This is a genomic window from Kribbella sp. NPDC048915 (genome assembly GCF_040649595.1).
Taxonomy (GTDB): Bacteria; Actinomycetota; Actinomycetes; order Propionibacteriales; family Kribbellaceae; genus Kribbella.
In genome coordinates this window covers 13,657-27,646 of the sequence record NZ_JBEZFT010000050.1, presented here as the reverse complement: position 1 = coordinate 27,646, position 13,990 = coordinate 13,657, and the positions used below count along the sequence as shown (strand labels likewise).

Below are 13,990 nucleotides of genomic sequence, written 5' to 3'. Positions count from 1 at the left end.
CGCAGCCATCAAACGGTCCGGGCGGCAACGGTCAGTCGCCAGGCAAGCTCGCCGCTGTCCGGGACGACGGCGGCGTCGCCCGGGCCGGCGGTCGCCAGGTCGAAGACGCGGCCCAGCATCGGCTCGACGCCCAGACTCCGGTACGGCGCGTCGTCGGGGAAGCCGCCCTGATTACGCCACAGCGCCGTCGAGACTGGTTGCCCCGGGCAACTCAACGTCAGTGTGAGCTCGGCGCCGCGATCGTGCACCGCGACCGCCGGGCAGTCGACCAGGATCGCGCCGACGGCCGTACCGTCGGTGGGTCCGAACACGTCGAGACCGAGGGGAGTCGGCCAGGCCGCGGTCACCCACGGCGCGTCCTCCGGCCAAGGTCCGGGCAACCACGGCTCCGCCTCCGGGAACAGCCGGCACTCGGTACCGGGCGGCGCGGAGATGATCGCGCCGGGAGCGCAGTCGAGCAACGCGTGGGCGGCCCACACGAACCGATAGCCCGGGACCGCCTCGAGGTGGTAGTCGACGCTGACGGTGTCCGCGCCCGAGGTGAACGTGCGCGTGAGCACCGCGTCGTCGTAGACCACCGATCCGTCCCACGACTGGTTCCACAGGCCGCCGTGATCGGGCACCCCGCGCACAGTGGGAAAGCATTCGTCCAGCCCGCCGGCATCGACGAAGTCGGCCAGCCCGACCCGCGGGCCGGAGGTCAGCCCGGGACCTGTCCACAACCACTCGCGACCCGCGAGCCGGAGGGACGTCCAGCGGCCGCCGTCCTCGGCGTCGACCGTCACCAAGCGCCCTGATCCGTGCGAGGTCACCATTCGGCGAACGATCCGTCGTCGTGTGTCCAGACCGGATTGCGCCACGCATGACCGGCCCGGTCCGCGGCCCGGACGACATCCTCGTCGACCGTGATTCCCAAGCCGGGCAAGGGATTCCACTCCGCGTGACCGTTGACCCAGGTGAACGGCGCCGGGTCCACGAGGTACGACGTGAGGTCGTTCGCCACGTTGTAGTGGATGCCCCGGCTCTGCTCCTGGATGAGGAAGTTCGGGGTCGCGAACGACACCTGTAACGACGCCGCCAGCGAGATCGGTCCGAGTGGGCAATGTGGCGCCAGCATCGCCCCGTGCGAATCCGCGAGTACGGCGATCCGCCGCAGCTCGGAGATACCGCCCGCATGGGACACGTCGGGCTGTACTACCGCGACGCCGGCGTTCAACGGCGCCATGAAATCGGCCCGATGGTACAGCCGCTCGCCGAGTGCCACCGGCACTGTGGACGCCGCGACGACCTCGGACAGGTGAGCCATTTGCTCAGGAAGCACCGGTTCTTCGACGAACATCGGCTGCAGATCCTCGACCGCGTGCAGGATCCGGCGCGCCGCGGCGACGCCGACCCGGCCGTGCAGGTCGATGGCGACGTCCCGGGAATCACCCAGCACGGACCGCGCAGCCGACAGCCGAGTGACGATGTCGTTGATCTCGGCAACCGACGGCGAGGTCCGGATCAGCCCGCTGGCGTTCATCTTCACCGCGGTCATCCCGGCCGCGACCTGTTCGGCGACGGACTCGGCGACGGCGTTCGGCTCGTCGCCGCCGACCCACGCGTAGACGCGCACCCGGTCCCGTACCCGTCCACCGAGGAGCGCTGCGACCGGGGCGCCGTACACCTTGCCCGCGATGTCCCACAGCGCGTGGTCCAGGCCGGCGACCGCGCTGCTCAGGACCGGACCGCCGCGGTAGAAGCCGCCCTTCGTGAGCACCTGCCAGTGCCGCTCGATCTGCAGCGGGTCCTGGCCGATCAGGTACTCGGAGAGGACGTCGATCGTGGCGCGGACGACCTCGGCGCGGCCTTCGACGACCGGTTCGCCCCACCCGACGACGCCGTCGCTGGTCTCGATCCGGCAGAACAGCCAGCGCGGCGGTACCAGGAACGTCTCGATGCGCTCGATCTTCACCGGCGCCGCCCGGCCCGTGCCGAGCCGCGGACCTCGGTGAGGTCTTCGGCGGCCTTGGCGAGCAGTTCGCGCATGGCGAGCTCGGCGCCTTCCGGGTCGTGGGCGCGGACCGCGTCCACCACGCGCCGGTGGCTGGGCACCGGATCGTCTGACGGCTTCACCTTGTGCACCAGCCGGTCGCGGCCGGCGAGGCCGGTCTCCATGATCACTTCCATCTTCGTCAGCAGCTCGTTGCCGGTCGCCGCGAGCAGCGCGCGGTGGAACGCCAGGTCGGCGCTCACGGCCGCGAGGTCGTCGGTCGCCGACTCCATCGCCGCCAGGGCCTCGTCGAGCGCGGCAAGGTTGGACTCGTCGGAGCGCAGCGCGGCCAGTCGCGCGGCGGCCGGCTCGACGATGCCGCGCACCTCGTGCAGCTCCTCGAGCAGCTCGGGGCGGGTGTCGGCGTCACTGAAGTGCCAGCGGATCATGTCCGCGTCGAGCAAGTTCCAGTCCGCGCGCGGCCGGACGAACGTGCCGCGCTTCTGCCGCGCGTCCACCAGGCCCTTCGCGGTCAGCACCTTGAGCGCTTCCCGGACGGCGGTCAGGCTGACGCCCAGGTCGGACTGCAGTTCGGTCACGTTGATGGTGGCGCCCTCCGGGATCTGCCCGGACAGGATCCGGCGCGCCATCACCTCGACGATCTGCCCGTGCAGCCCGCGCGAAACCCCGCGCTGAATCCCCGTCACCCTGCTCTCCTCCACCCCGAGACCTTCACGCCGAGCCTCATACCGAGCCTCATACCGAGCCTCATACCGAGCCTCATACCGAGCCTCATACCGAGCCTCACGCCGAATCCTTCACTGCCGACCAGCCGCCGTCGACGACCAGGCTGGTCGCGGTGACGTACGACGCCTCGTGCGACAACAGGAAGGCCACCGCCTGAGCCACCTCGTCCGGCTGCCCGAGCCGCTTCAGCGCCGTCGCCTGAGCGCTCCGCTCGCGACCTGCCTCGTCCACCCGGTCCCACATCGCGGTGACGACCGGACCCGGCAGCACGCTGTTCACGCGGATCGATCGGCCGTACTCGACGGCCAGTTGCCGGGCGAGCGCGACCAACGCGCCCTTCGTCGCGGCGTACGCCGGATGCCCGGGCAGACCGGCCAACGCGTGCACCGACGACACCAGTACGACGGAGCCGTTGCCTGCGACGAGGTCGTCGTACAACGCCTGGAAGCCGAGGAACGCGGCGGTCAGGTTCACATCGAGTTGCCGTTGCCAGGACGGCGGCGTCAGTTCGTGGGCCGGCTTCACGTCGACGACGACCGCGTTGCTGACGAGTCCGTCGATCGGGCCGAGTTCGTCGCGGCCGCGGGCGCGGACCTCGGCCCAGGTGTCCGGCGATGCCACGTCACCGGTCACGCTGATCGCCCGGCCCGGCAGCTCCTTGCAGGGATGGATGTCCACCTGCACGACCTGCGCGCCCTCGGTCAGCGCGCGTTCGGCGCAGGCCGCGCCGATCCCCGACGCGGCCCCGGTCACCACGATCACCCGCCCAGCCAGCCGCACCAGCGCCTCCTTCGATCGACTCCTACCCAAGCCCCCTACCCAAGCACTGTGGCAGGCCGCTTCCAACGATGAACCGGGCATCAGTTGATCGCGACGTCGGTGTCCGGGTCAAGCTATTTGCTCGTAATTTACGAATTAATATTGACACCCGCGACGCGTCGCCGCAAGATCGTCCGGAACAGACCACGGACCCGACTGGCCTCGCCGGCGGGCTGATCTCAGGAGTTCGGGCATGACGGTGGCAACGCCTTTCGCGGCGGATCGACGGACTTTCCTCAAGGGACTCGGACTGCTCGGGGCGGCGACGCTTGTTCCCGGCTGCGCGACGTCGACGAAGGCTCCGGGCAGTGGCAGCGCGCCCACCGGTGAGGTCGCGCTGCAGTCGAACCTCTCCAGCGAGCAGGCCAAGGCCGCGATGGAGAAACTCGTTGCCGCCTACAACAAGACCGGCGGCTCGCAGGTCAAGCTGAACACGGTCGCCGCGGAGATCTTCCGGACCCAGCTGCCGACGTACCTGACCTCGGCGAACCCGCCGGACGTCTACACCTGGTACGCCGGGTCGGTCGCGGACTCGTACGCGAAGAAGGACCTGCTGCTCGACGTCTCCAGCGTGTGGGAGTCGATGGGCAACTACTCGAAGGCGATGCAGACGCTGTCGACCAGCAGCTCGGGGCAGAAGAACTTCGTGCCGACCAGCTACTACTGGTGGGGCATGTTCTACCGCAAGTCGAACTTCGCCAAGTGGGGCGTCACGCCGCCGACGAACTGGGCCGAGTTCCTCGACGTGTGCAAGAAGATCCAGGGGCAGGGCGTGCCGCCGATCGGGATCGGGCTCGGCGACACCCCGTGGGTCGCGTCGGCCTGGTTCGACTACCTGAACATCCGGATCAACGGTGCGCCGTTCCACCGCGAACTGCTGGCCGGCCAGGGCAACTTCACCGACCCGAAGGTGACGGCGGTGTTCACCAAGTGGCGCGAGGTGCTGCCGTACTTCGACCCGAAGGGCAAGTCGTTCCCGTTCCAGGAGGCAACGTCGGCGCTGCTCGCGGGCAAGACCGGGATGTTCCTGATCGGCACCTTCTTCGCGGACTCGGCGCCGAAGGACGCGCTCGACGACATCGACTTCTTCCAGTTCCCGATCATCGATCCGGCCGTGCCGGTGGCCGAGGAGGCACCGACCGACGGGTACTTCGCCTCGAAGAAGGTCAAGGACCCCGACTCGGTGAAGAAGTTCCTGGCCTGGCTGGCGACGGCCGAGGCGCAGGAGATCTACGTGCAGAACTCGTCCGGCACCGTGATTCCGGCGAACCCGGACGGGAAGGCGGCCGACACGCCGCTGGTGAAGAAGGGCAAGGCGATGATCGAAGGCGCGGCCGAGATCACACAGTTCTTCAACCGGGACTCCAGCGACGCGCTGCAGCCGACCGCCGACGCCGCGCTGACCAAGTTCCTGGACCAGCCCGACCAGATCGACCAGATCCTCAAGGACTGGCAGGCGGCCGCCGAGAAGGTCTTCAAGGCGTGACTGTCACCGCTGTCGACACCCGGAGCCGGGCCGGTACCGGTGCGGCCTCCGGAAAACGTCGTACTCGCGTTTCCCCGCTGATCCTCGCGTTCGTGCTGGTGCCGTTCGCGGTCGAGGCGGTGTGGGTGTTCTGGCCCGCGCTGCAGGGCTTCTGGCTGGCACTGACCAGCTGGGACGGGCTGTCGGCGCCGCGGTTCGTCGGGTTCGGAAACTTCACGGGCATGGTGTCCGACCCGATTTTCCGGACCGCGCTCAAGAACACGGCGATCTGGCTGGTCCTCTTCGGTGGGCTGAGCGTGATCGGCGGGTTCGGGATGGCGCTGTTGCTGCAGCGCGAGCGGCGCGGCGTCGGGATCTACCGGGCCGCGTTGTTCACCCCGGTCGTGTTCAGCCTGGTGGTGACCGCGCTGATCTGGCGGGTGTTCTACCAGCCGGACGGCCTGGTCGACACGATCTTCCGGACCGTCGGCCTGGGCAACTTCGTCCGCCCGTGGCTGGCCGACCCGGACACCGCGCTGTACGCCGTGATCGTGCCGGCGCTGTGGCGCCAGATCGGGTACGTGATGGTGCTGTACCTGGCCGGCCTGAAGGCCGTCGACCCGGCGTTGTACGAGGCCGCGCGGGTCGACGGCGCCTCCGCCTGGCAGCGCACCCGGTACGTGACGATCCCGCAGCTGAAGGGGGTGAACTCGGTGGTGCTGTCGGTGATCGTGATCGATTCGCTGCGGTCGTTCGACATCGTCTGGTCGATGACGAAGGGCGGTCCCTACCACTCGTCGGAGCTGCTCAGCACGTACATGTACTCGACCGCGTTCCAGTCCACCCAGCTCGGGTACGCGTCCGCGCTGGCCGTGGTGATCTTCCTGCTCGCCCTCGCCGTGATCCTCGGCTACCTGATCCGCGCCTTCCGGGAGGAAACATGAACCGCCTGAAGACGTCGGGCTACCACGTCGCGATGGGGCTGGTCTCGTTCCTCTGGATCGCGCCGATCCTGTGGGTCGTGGTGATCTCGTTCCGGTCGTTCGACGACGTGGCAGCGAACGGGCTCGGGTCGCTGCCGCACTCGTTCACGTTCTCGACGTACAAGTCGGCGTGGGAGGACGCGGACGAGTTCCGCGCGTTGGTCAACAGTCTGCTGGTGACGATCCCGGCGGTGATCCTGAGTCTCGGGCTGGCGTCGATCGCGGCGTACGGGCTCGCGCGCTACTCGATCCCGTTCCGGCGGACGATCCTGTTGCTGATGTTGATGGGCAACCTGCTGCCGCCGCAGATCCTGCTGATCCCGATCTCGCGCTTCGTCGAGCTGATCGGGTACTACGACACGCTGATCGCGCTGATCGCGGTGCATGTCGGGTTCGGGCTCGGGTTCTACACGTTCGTCCTGCACGGGTTCATGCGGGATCTGCCGCGGGAGATCCAGGAGGCGGCGACGATCGACGGGGCCGGTCCGGCGCGGATCTATTCGGCGGTGATCCTGCCGCTGACCCGGCCGGCGCTGGCGGCGCTCGGCGCGCTGTCGTTCACCTGGATCTTCAACGATCTGCTGTGGTCGATCACCGTGATCCGCTCCGGCGAGAAGATGCCGGTCACGCCGGCGCTGCTCGGTCTGCAAGGACTGTTCGTGTCGTCCTGGAACGTGATCGCGGCCGGGACGGTGATCGCCGCGGTGCCGACGGTCGCGGTCTTCCTGCGCTTCCAGAAGCACTTCGTCGGTGGGCTCGCGATCGGAGCGGTGAAGTGAGGACGTGGACCCTGCGCGGTGCGACGACGTCGTACGTGGTCGGCGTACCGGAGCACGGTTTCTGGGCGCAGCTCGTGGCGTGGGGACCTGCCGGTGGGCCGACGCCGGTCGACGTGGTCGGCACGGAGCATTTCGTACCGCGGGCCGATGTGGAGCCGTTGGAGTACGCGGTGCGCGGCGTGCGCTACACGGCGCCGGTCGACCTGGTCGTGTCCGACCCGTCTGGTGTGGACGAGTTCCGGCCGGTCTTCGTCGAAGCGCGCGAGAGCGACGACGGCCTGGAGCTCGAGTTCGTGGACGTCATCCGGGTCGTGCTGCACTACCGGATGGTCGGGGATGTCGTGGAGCGCTGGGTGTCGGTGCGGAACGACGGTGACGACGAACTGGTGCTGCATCGCCATGACTCCGCTGGGTTCGTGGTGCCGGTGGGGAACACGGTCCAGTACCTGTGGGGCGAGTGGAACAGCGAGTTCCAGCAGGCGGCGGTGACGCTGCCGCGCGGCCGGTTCACGATCGGCAGCGCGCAGGGGATCACCGGCCACTCGTTCTCGCCGTTCCTTTCAACTGCCGGCGATGTCGCGTACGGCGTCCAGCTGGCGTGGTCGGGATCGTGGGAGATGTCCGCCGACGTCGACACGACCGGGTTGCTCCGGATCCAGGCCGGGCGGACGGCGTCGAGCCTCGGGCGGCGGTTGGCACCGGGGGAGACGTGGGTGTCGCCGAAGGCCGTCGGTGCGTGTAGCGCCGGGGGTGGTGACGGGCTGGCGCGCGTCTTTCACGAGTACGAGCGGGGTTTCGCGCGGCGCCGTACGCCGAAGGTGCTGTACAACTCCTGGTTCGCGACCGAGTTCGACATCCGCGCCGAGCACCAGCTCGCGCTGGCGCGGCGGGCCGCGGGCATCGGCGTCGAGACGTTCGTGGTCGACGACGGCTGGTTCGTCGGGCGCTCGAGCGACGCCGGCGGGCTGGGGGACTGGGAGGCCGACCCGGCCAAGTTCCCGAACGGGCTGGACGGCTTCATCGCCGAGCTGCGCGAACTCGGGCTGGACTTCGGGCTGTGGGTCGAGCCGGAGTCGGTCAATCCGTCAGCACGCCTCGCGGCCGAGCACCCGGAGTGGATCCTGCGCACCGCGGCGCGCGAGCCGGTCCTGATCCGCAATCAATTGCTGCTCGATCTGAGCCGTGACGACGTCGCGGAGTTCGTCTGGAGCATGCTCGATCGGCTGCTGTCGACGTACGACATCTCCTATCTGAAGTGGGACGCGAACCGTCCGCGGCTCGACGCGGGCGATGCGCGCCGCGATCTCGACGGGCAAGTGGTCGCCAATCTCTACGCGATCCTCGATCGGCTGCGCTCCGAGCACCCGGACGTCTTCGTCGAAGGATGTGCCGGTGGTGGTGCGCGAGTCGATCTGGGGATGGCTGCGCGGGTTGACACGCTCTGGCCGAGCGACAACACCGCGCCGCTGGATCGGCTGCGAATCCAGGAGGGATTCCGGACCGGGTTCGCGCCGCATCTGATGAGCTCGTGGGTGACTGACGCCGAGGGGACGCACGACGGTCGTCCGCGGTCTCTCGACTTCCGGTTCCACGTTGCGATGGCCGGAGTGCTCGGCATCGGCGCGGACCTGTCCCGCTGGAGCGACGACCAGCTGAAGACCGCGGCGAGAAACATCGAGCAGTACAAGAGTTTCCGGGAACTCATTGCCGAGAGCAAGGTTCACGGCCTGAGCGCCGGTGTGCAGTACGTCGGCGTCCGGCGATCCGTGGTGTTCCTGTGGAAGACCGGGGACGGCAACGTCCGCGGCACCCTGCCGAACCGCCCGCGGCAGGTGCCGCTGGCCGGGCTGGATCCGGCGAAGAACTACCGGGTGGGTGATCAGACCTACCCGGGCAGCTACCTGCTGCAGGTCGGGGTCGAGTTCGACGACTCCGCCGACTCGCACTGCCTGGTCGTCGACCTGGTCGACTGACCGTCCGCTCACTACGGCAGCAAAGGACAAATCCATGAAGCGACTACTGGGTGGGGTGATCGCGGCGGCGCTGGTAGCCGGCGCCCTCGCGGCCTCCACAACCACCGCTGTGGCGGCTCAGGCCACAGCGTCGGCTCCAGTGCTCAGCCCTACGCCGTACCAGGGCTGGAACACCTACTACGGGCTCGGCGGCGACTTCACCGAGGACACCATCAAGTCGGTGGCCGACTCGCTGGTGAGCCGCGGACTCGCGAAAGCCGGGTACGACATCGTCTGGCTGGACGGTGGCTGGCAGGCGGATCAGTCGCGCAGCGCGGCCGGCGACCTGGTGCCGAACCCGGCGAAGTTCCCCAACGGGCTGAAGCCGCTCGTCGACTACATCCACAGCAAGGGCCTGAAGGCGGGCATCTACACCGACGCGGGACCGTACATTCCGGGGAAGTGCGGGCTCGGCAGCGGTGGGTACTACCAACGAGACGCCGACCAGTTCGCGGCCTGGGGCTTCGACGCGGTGAAGGTCGACTACCTGTGCGGGATCGCGGCCGATCTCGATCCGAAAACCGTTTTCACCGAGTTCGCCCAGGCCTTGCGGAACAACGCCAGCAAGCGGCCGATGATCTTCAACCTGTGCAACCCGGTGACGTCGCCGGACTGGGGCGACTACCCGGAGTCCCAGCAGTCGATCAACTCGTGGACGTACGCGCCGGACATCGCGCAGTCGTGGCGGACGTACACCGATGTCGGCTTCCAGGGCGACATCAAGTTCAAGGACGTGCTGCGCAACTACGACGCCAACGCACGGCACCCGGAGGTCGTGCGGCCCGGTGCGTTCAGCGACCCGGACTACCTGGCACCGGAGCTCGGCATGACCGACGAGGAGTTCCGTTCGCAGCTGACGCTGTGGGCGGTGGCTGCCGCGCCGCTGGTGATCGGCAGCGATGTCCGCAAGCTCAGCGACACCACGATCGGGATGCTCACCGACCCTGACGTGCTCGCGATCAACCAGGACAAGGCCGCTGTGCAGGCGATCCGAGTCGGAGCCGCGGGTACGACGGAGACCTGGGTGAAGCGGCTCGCCGACGGCAGCCGCGCTGTCGTTCTGCTGAACCGTGGTGACAGCGCGCAGACCGTCACGACGACGTCGGCTGCGGTTGGTCTGGGCCGTGGGCGCTTCACGCTGAAGAACGCGTGGACCGACAAGGTGACCGAGAGCGGTGGCGTGATCAGCGCGGCGGTGCCCGCGCACGGTACGGCGTTGTTCCGGGTGTCGGCGGCTCGTGGAGTGCCTGGGGTTCCGCACGTGACCGCCGGGATTCCACAGGTGACCGCTGTCGGGTCGGATGCTCAGCCTGAGGGCCCCGCGCCGGTCGTTGCCGGCGGCGACACTCTGACGGTTGCTGTTGCTGTGCGCAACGATGGCGTGCTGCCGGTGTTCTCGCCGAGGGTGACGGTTGCCGGAGGCACCGGGTGGACCGTCAAACCGTTGTCGAAGGCACCTGCTGTGCTGCAAGGCGGCGCGCGAACAACGTTGAGCTTCACCGTCACGCTGCCGGCCGGCGCTGCGCCAGGTAGTGCGAGTCTGACTGCTACCACGACGTACGAGGCGATCGGGCACGGCGCGCAGCAGCAGGTGACGGTGCTGTCACCGGTCGTCGTGGCGCCTGCGCCGCCGAGCGGGACGGTGCCGCTGTCGCATCACCAGTGGATCACTGCGACCAGTGGCTGGATGTCGCCGACGATCGACGAGAGTGTCGGTGGCGGCAACCCGATCAAGCTCACCGGTACGACGTACGCGACCGGGATCGGCGTGGCCTCGCCTTCGCTCGTGCGGTACTACCTCGGTAAGTCGTGCTCGCGGCTGACCGGTGTCGCCGGGATCGACGACGTGGTGAGCAACGTCGGACCGGATGGCGGTACGGCGACGTTCCAGATCGTCGGCGACGGCAAGGTGCTGTACGACAGCGGGACGGTCGACCGGTTCACGCCGCAACAGTTCGACGTCCACCTGACCGGTGTGCGCGTCCTTGACCTGGTCGTCGGCGACGCCGGCGACGGCGGCTACAACGACCGCGCCGACTGGGCCACACCCACCGCGACCTGCTGACCCTTCGCTCCGGGGCCGTTGCGGAACATCTCCAGCACCTGGTGCGGAAATGTTTCCGCAACGGCACGGCTTGCGCTACTTCCAGTCGACCTCGGTGGACTTGAGCCAGGTCCAGGATCGGGCGCGCCAGGAGGCGGACTGCTTTCCCAGGCGGGCGGCGTACTCGGGCCAGTCGGGTGTCCCCTGGGACCACGACTTCTCGGCGGCGCCTGGGATCCGCGGGAGGAGCAGGAACTCCAGGTCCTCGGCGTTGGTGATCGTCTCGCACCAGATGGCTGCCTCCACGCCCGCCAACTGGTCGACCGACGTGACGCCGGGGGTGTTCTCGACCGGGTCCCAGTCGAGGCCTTCGCGCAGCGTGGCCGGGCCGTAGAACTCCAGGCCGAGCCGTTTCCGCAACTCCTCCTGCGCCGGGTCCGACGACGCATCTCCGTGCGGGCGGTCGAAGTACAGCCACGTGGTCGGCGACGCGATCAACCGCGCCCCGGCGGCTATGGCCTGAGGCGCGTCGGTCTTCGCCTTCCGGAAGTGCTCGACGAGAACCGGCAACAGGTCCTTGGGCAGCTCCGGACCGTCGCCGGCATCGGCAGCGTCGATGTCGATGCTGATCCAGTACTGCGCCACGTCGTCCGGGCCGAGGTTCGCGCGGGCGATCTCCTGCCAGCCGACGACGCGCTTGCCACGCGCCCGGACCAGCGCCGCCGCTTTGTCGACAAAGACGGCGTGGTCCTCGTCCGGCATGCCCCATGCCTCGTCGCCGCCGATGTGGACGTACGCGCTCTGCGGGAACTGCGGGACGACCGCATCCAGCACGTCCTCGACGAACGCCCACGTCTCGGGACGATCGGGCTGCAGCGCGTTCAGCGGGATCGAGTTGCCGTTGCCGAAGTCGATGGTGCGCAGCTCGGCGGGCGCCAGTTCGGGGTACGCCTTCAGGACGGCCGATGTATGTCCGGGCATGTCGATCTCGGGTACGACGGTCACGTACCGGTCGGCCGCGTAGGCGACGAGTTCGGCCAGTTCGTCCTGGCTGTAGTACCCGCCCGGACGGTCGTCGATCGCACCGGCCGCACCGATCTCCGTCAACGCCGGCCGCGACGGCACCTCGACGCGCCAGCCCTGGTCGTCGGTGAGGTGCAGGTGCAGCACGTTCAACTTGTACAGCGTGAGCATGTCGATCACTCGCCGTACCTCCGCCGGCGGGTGGAACGTCCGTACGACGTCGAGCGACAGCCCGCGCCACGCGAACCGCGGCCCGTCGAGGACGCGGGCGGCCGGGAGTATCGCCGTACCGCCCTGCAGGTTCGCGGAGATGAGTTGGCGCAATGAGGTGAGACCGCGGTACACCGCCTCGGGCGTCGGGCCCCACACCCGAACACCGTCAGTGGTGATCTCGACGCCGTGGCGCTCGTCGACCGGTTCGCCGTCGGCGCGCAGGCCGGCTGTTGGCGGTACGTCGCCGAGGCCTTCGTCGCCGAGCTGCACGGTGATGGACGCGCCCGGTGGTGCCGGGTGAGCCGGCGCTCTTAGCGCGAGACCGGTGTCGAGGCGGACGTCGTCGGCGAACAACGCCGCCGCGCGGGCGAGTTCGGGCGCCTGTACGACGACGGTGGTCGTGCTGTCGATCGTGCAGTCGCCGCCGCTGATGGTTGTCGACGTGGGTGCGGGAATCACGGGAAGACGCATCGAACGATTGTGCGTCACCGACACGCGCGGGACCACCCTCTGACGCCGGAACGCCAGGCGCTGCTACGACGTCGAGGGGTACGGGCCGGCCGGCGGTGCGAAGCCGATGGCGCTGCGGGCGGTGCCGGTCAGCAACGAGCCGATGGTGATACCAAGCGCTAGGTTGATCGCGGCGGTGGCGACGCTCTCCAAGGAGCGTTCGGCGGCGAACGGAGCAACCATCGCGGCCAAGGTGACCAGCGTGATCAGCCAGGTGAAGAACCGGAGCGGGCTGGGCGTGGCCAAGATCAGAAGGTGGAGCAGGCCGGTGGCCAGCAGTGCGGCGGCCGCCGATACTGCGGCGTACGTCCAGGTGTCCGCATCGCCCCAGACGCCCTGGCCCTGCGGCGCGAGTACCTCGAGGTCGAAGACGCCACGGGCGATCAGAATGCCGACGATCGCGACCAGGGCCGCGACCGCCGCCGTGGCCGCTCCGCCCGCCCACAGCCGGCCGGCGTTGACCCGTGGTGTCGGGCCGGCGGCGGGGCGCGATGGTGGCATGGTCATGCGTCGGTCTCCTGTCGGTCCTCAGACCTTGGCGATCCGCGCACTGGTACACACCGTCCGGTGCGGATGATTTTCCGGTCCCGCCGGGGTGAGCGGTGAGCCGTTCACCCAGTGGGGATGAGGCGACGCAGCGGATGCCGGTCGAGTCTGCAGGTGACGGCGAGACCGACCCGAGGAGTACACGATGGCGACACTGACGGTGTGGAAGTTCGACAGCCCGCAAGGCGCCGACGAAGCAGTCCAGACCCTGGAGATGCTGTCCAAACAACAGCTGATCCAGCTGCACGACGCGGCGACGGTGTCCTGGGAACCGGGCAAGAAGAAGCCCAAGACCCGGCAGTTGCACAACCTGGCCGGGGCCGGGGCACTGGGAGGCATGTTCTGGGGCATGCTCTTCGGGCTGATCTTCTTCGTCCCGCTGTTCGGCGCCGCGATCGGCGCCGCGGCCGGAGCGTTGGCGGGCTCGATGAGCGATGTCGGTATCGACGACGACTTCATCAAGACCGCGCGCGACAAGGTGACGCCGGGGACCTCGGCGCTGTTCCTGATGTCGGGTCAGGCCGTACAGGACAAGGTCCGGGAAGCCTTCGCCGAACGCGGCCTGCGCCCCGAACTCATCGAGTCCAACCTCTCGGCCGAACAAGAGGCCGAACTGCGCGAGATGGTCGCCCAGTAACAGCTGCGACAGCCCAACGCCTGTCAGCCTCCTGCACGACATCGCACCGCCGGCGCCCGCACCACAACGCGGGCGCCGGCGCTGTGATGCAGGTGAGACGTCCCGCGCCGTCGTACGGCAAGGTGCTCGGTGCTGTCGTACGACGGCGCGGGCGCGTCCGGACGACGACCGCTGCATCAGGTGAAACGCCCACTTTGTGCACCAGATCCGTACGCGGAGGCCGATTTCGTACGGATCTCA

Annotated in this window: 12 protein-coding genes; 6 read left to right on the top strand and 6 right to left on the bottom strand. The window is 68.7% G+C overall.

Annotated elements, in window-relative coordinates:
- Window positions 1-8: 8 nt before the first annotated feature.
- The 4 genes from AB0B82_RS23395 to AB0B82_RS23380 form a co-directional block, all read right to left on the bottom strand.
- Complete coding sequence (locus AB0B82_RS23395; protein WP_360172188.1) at window positions 9-785, bottom strand: hypothetical protein; 777 nt, start codon at window positions 783-785, stop codon at window positions 9-11.
- Between the two features lie 23 nt (window positions 786-808).
- Entirely contained in the window at window positions 809-1,954 is a 1,146-nt protein-coding gene (gene dgoD, locus AB0B82_RS23390) for a galactonate dehydratase (protein WP_360172185.1), read from the bottom strand.
- Window positions 1,951-2,679 (bottom strand): FCD domain-containing protein, encoded by a 729-nt coding sequence (locus AB0B82_RS23385; protein WP_360172182.1) that lies wholly within the window; start codon window positions 2,677-2,679, stop codon window positions 1,951-1,953. Before AB0B82_RS23385 ends, dgoD begins: the two co-directional genes overlap by 4 nt.
- Window positions 2,680-2,776: 97 nt before the next feature.
- Window positions 2,777-3,580, bottom strand: a complete 804-nt coding sequence (locus AB0B82_RS23380; RefSeq protein ID WP_360172179.1) for an SDR family oxidoreductase — start codon at window positions 3,578-3,580, stop codon at window positions 2,777-2,779.
- 151 nt (window positions 3,581-3,731) lie between these two features.
- Between AB0B82_RS23380 and AB0B82_RS23375 the strand changes: the two genes are divergently transcribed.
- Genes AB0B82_RS23375 through AB0B82_RS23355 form a run of 5 tightly spaced genes read left to right on the top strand, consistent with a single transcriptional unit; the run spans window position 3,732 to window position 10,842 of the window.
- Window positions 3,732-5,024 carry a substrate-binding domain-containing protein gene (locus tag AB0B82_RS23375; protein WP_360172177.1) on the top strand — a complete coding sequence of 431 codons (1,293 nt, stop codon included), beginning with the start codon at window positions 3,732-3,734 and terminating at the stop codon, window positions 5,022-5,024.
- On the top strand, window positions 5,021-5,947 hold the full coding sequence (locus AB0B82_RS23370; protein WP_360172174.1) for a sugar ABC transporter permease: 927 nt from the start codon (window positions 5,021-5,023) through the stop codon (window positions 5,945-5,947). Before AB0B82_RS23375 ends, AB0B82_RS23370 begins: the two co-directional genes overlap by 4 nt.
- Complete coding sequence (locus tag AB0B82_RS23365) at window positions 5,944-6,765, top strand: carbohydrate ABC transporter permease (RefSeq protein WP_360172171.1); 822 nt, start codon at window positions 5,944-5,946, stop codon at window positions 6,763-6,765. Before AB0B82_RS23370 ends, AB0B82_RS23365 begins: the two co-directional genes overlap by 4 nt.
- Entirely contained in the window at window positions 6,762-8,738 is a 1,977-nt protein-coding gene (locus AB0B82_RS23360; protein WP_360172168.1) for an alpha-galactosidase, read from the top strand. The genes AB0B82_RS23365 and AB0B82_RS23360 overlap by 4 nt, the downstream gene beginning before the upstream one ends.
- A 34-nt stretch (window positions 8,739-8,772) precedes the next feature.
- Entirely contained in the window at window positions 8,773-10,842 is a 2,070-nt protein-coding gene (locus AB0B82_RS23355; RefSeq protein ID WP_360172165.1) for an NPCBM/NEW2 domain-containing protein, read from the top strand.
- 75 nt (window positions 10,843-10,917) lie between these two features.
- On the opposite strand, the gene AB0B82_RS23350 is transcribed toward AB0B82_RS23355, so the two are convergent.
- Complete coding sequence (locus AB0B82_RS23350; protein ID WP_360172162.1) at window positions 10,918-12,528, bottom strand: family 20 glycosylhydrolase; 1,611 nt, start codon at window positions 12,526-12,528, stop codon at window positions 10,918-10,920.
- Window positions 12,529-12,591: 63 nt separating this feature from the next.
- Window positions 12,592-13,074: a DUF6069 family protein gene (locus tag AB0B82_RS23345; RefSeq protein WP_360172159.1), complete on the bottom strand. Its 483-nt coding sequence runs from the start codon at window positions 13,072-13,074 to the stop codon at window positions 12,592-12,594.
- 184 nt (window positions 13,075-13,258) lie between these two features.
- Here AB0B82_RS23345 and AB0B82_RS23340 point away from each other — a divergent pair, with 184 nt between their 5' ends.
- Complete coding sequence (locus AB0B82_RS23340) at window positions 13,259-13,750, top strand: DUF1269 domain-containing protein (RefSeq protein ID WP_360172156.1); 492 nt, start codon at window positions 13,259-13,261, stop codon at window positions 13,748-13,750.
- The last annotated feature ends 240 nt before the right edge of the window (window positions 13,751-13,990 follow it).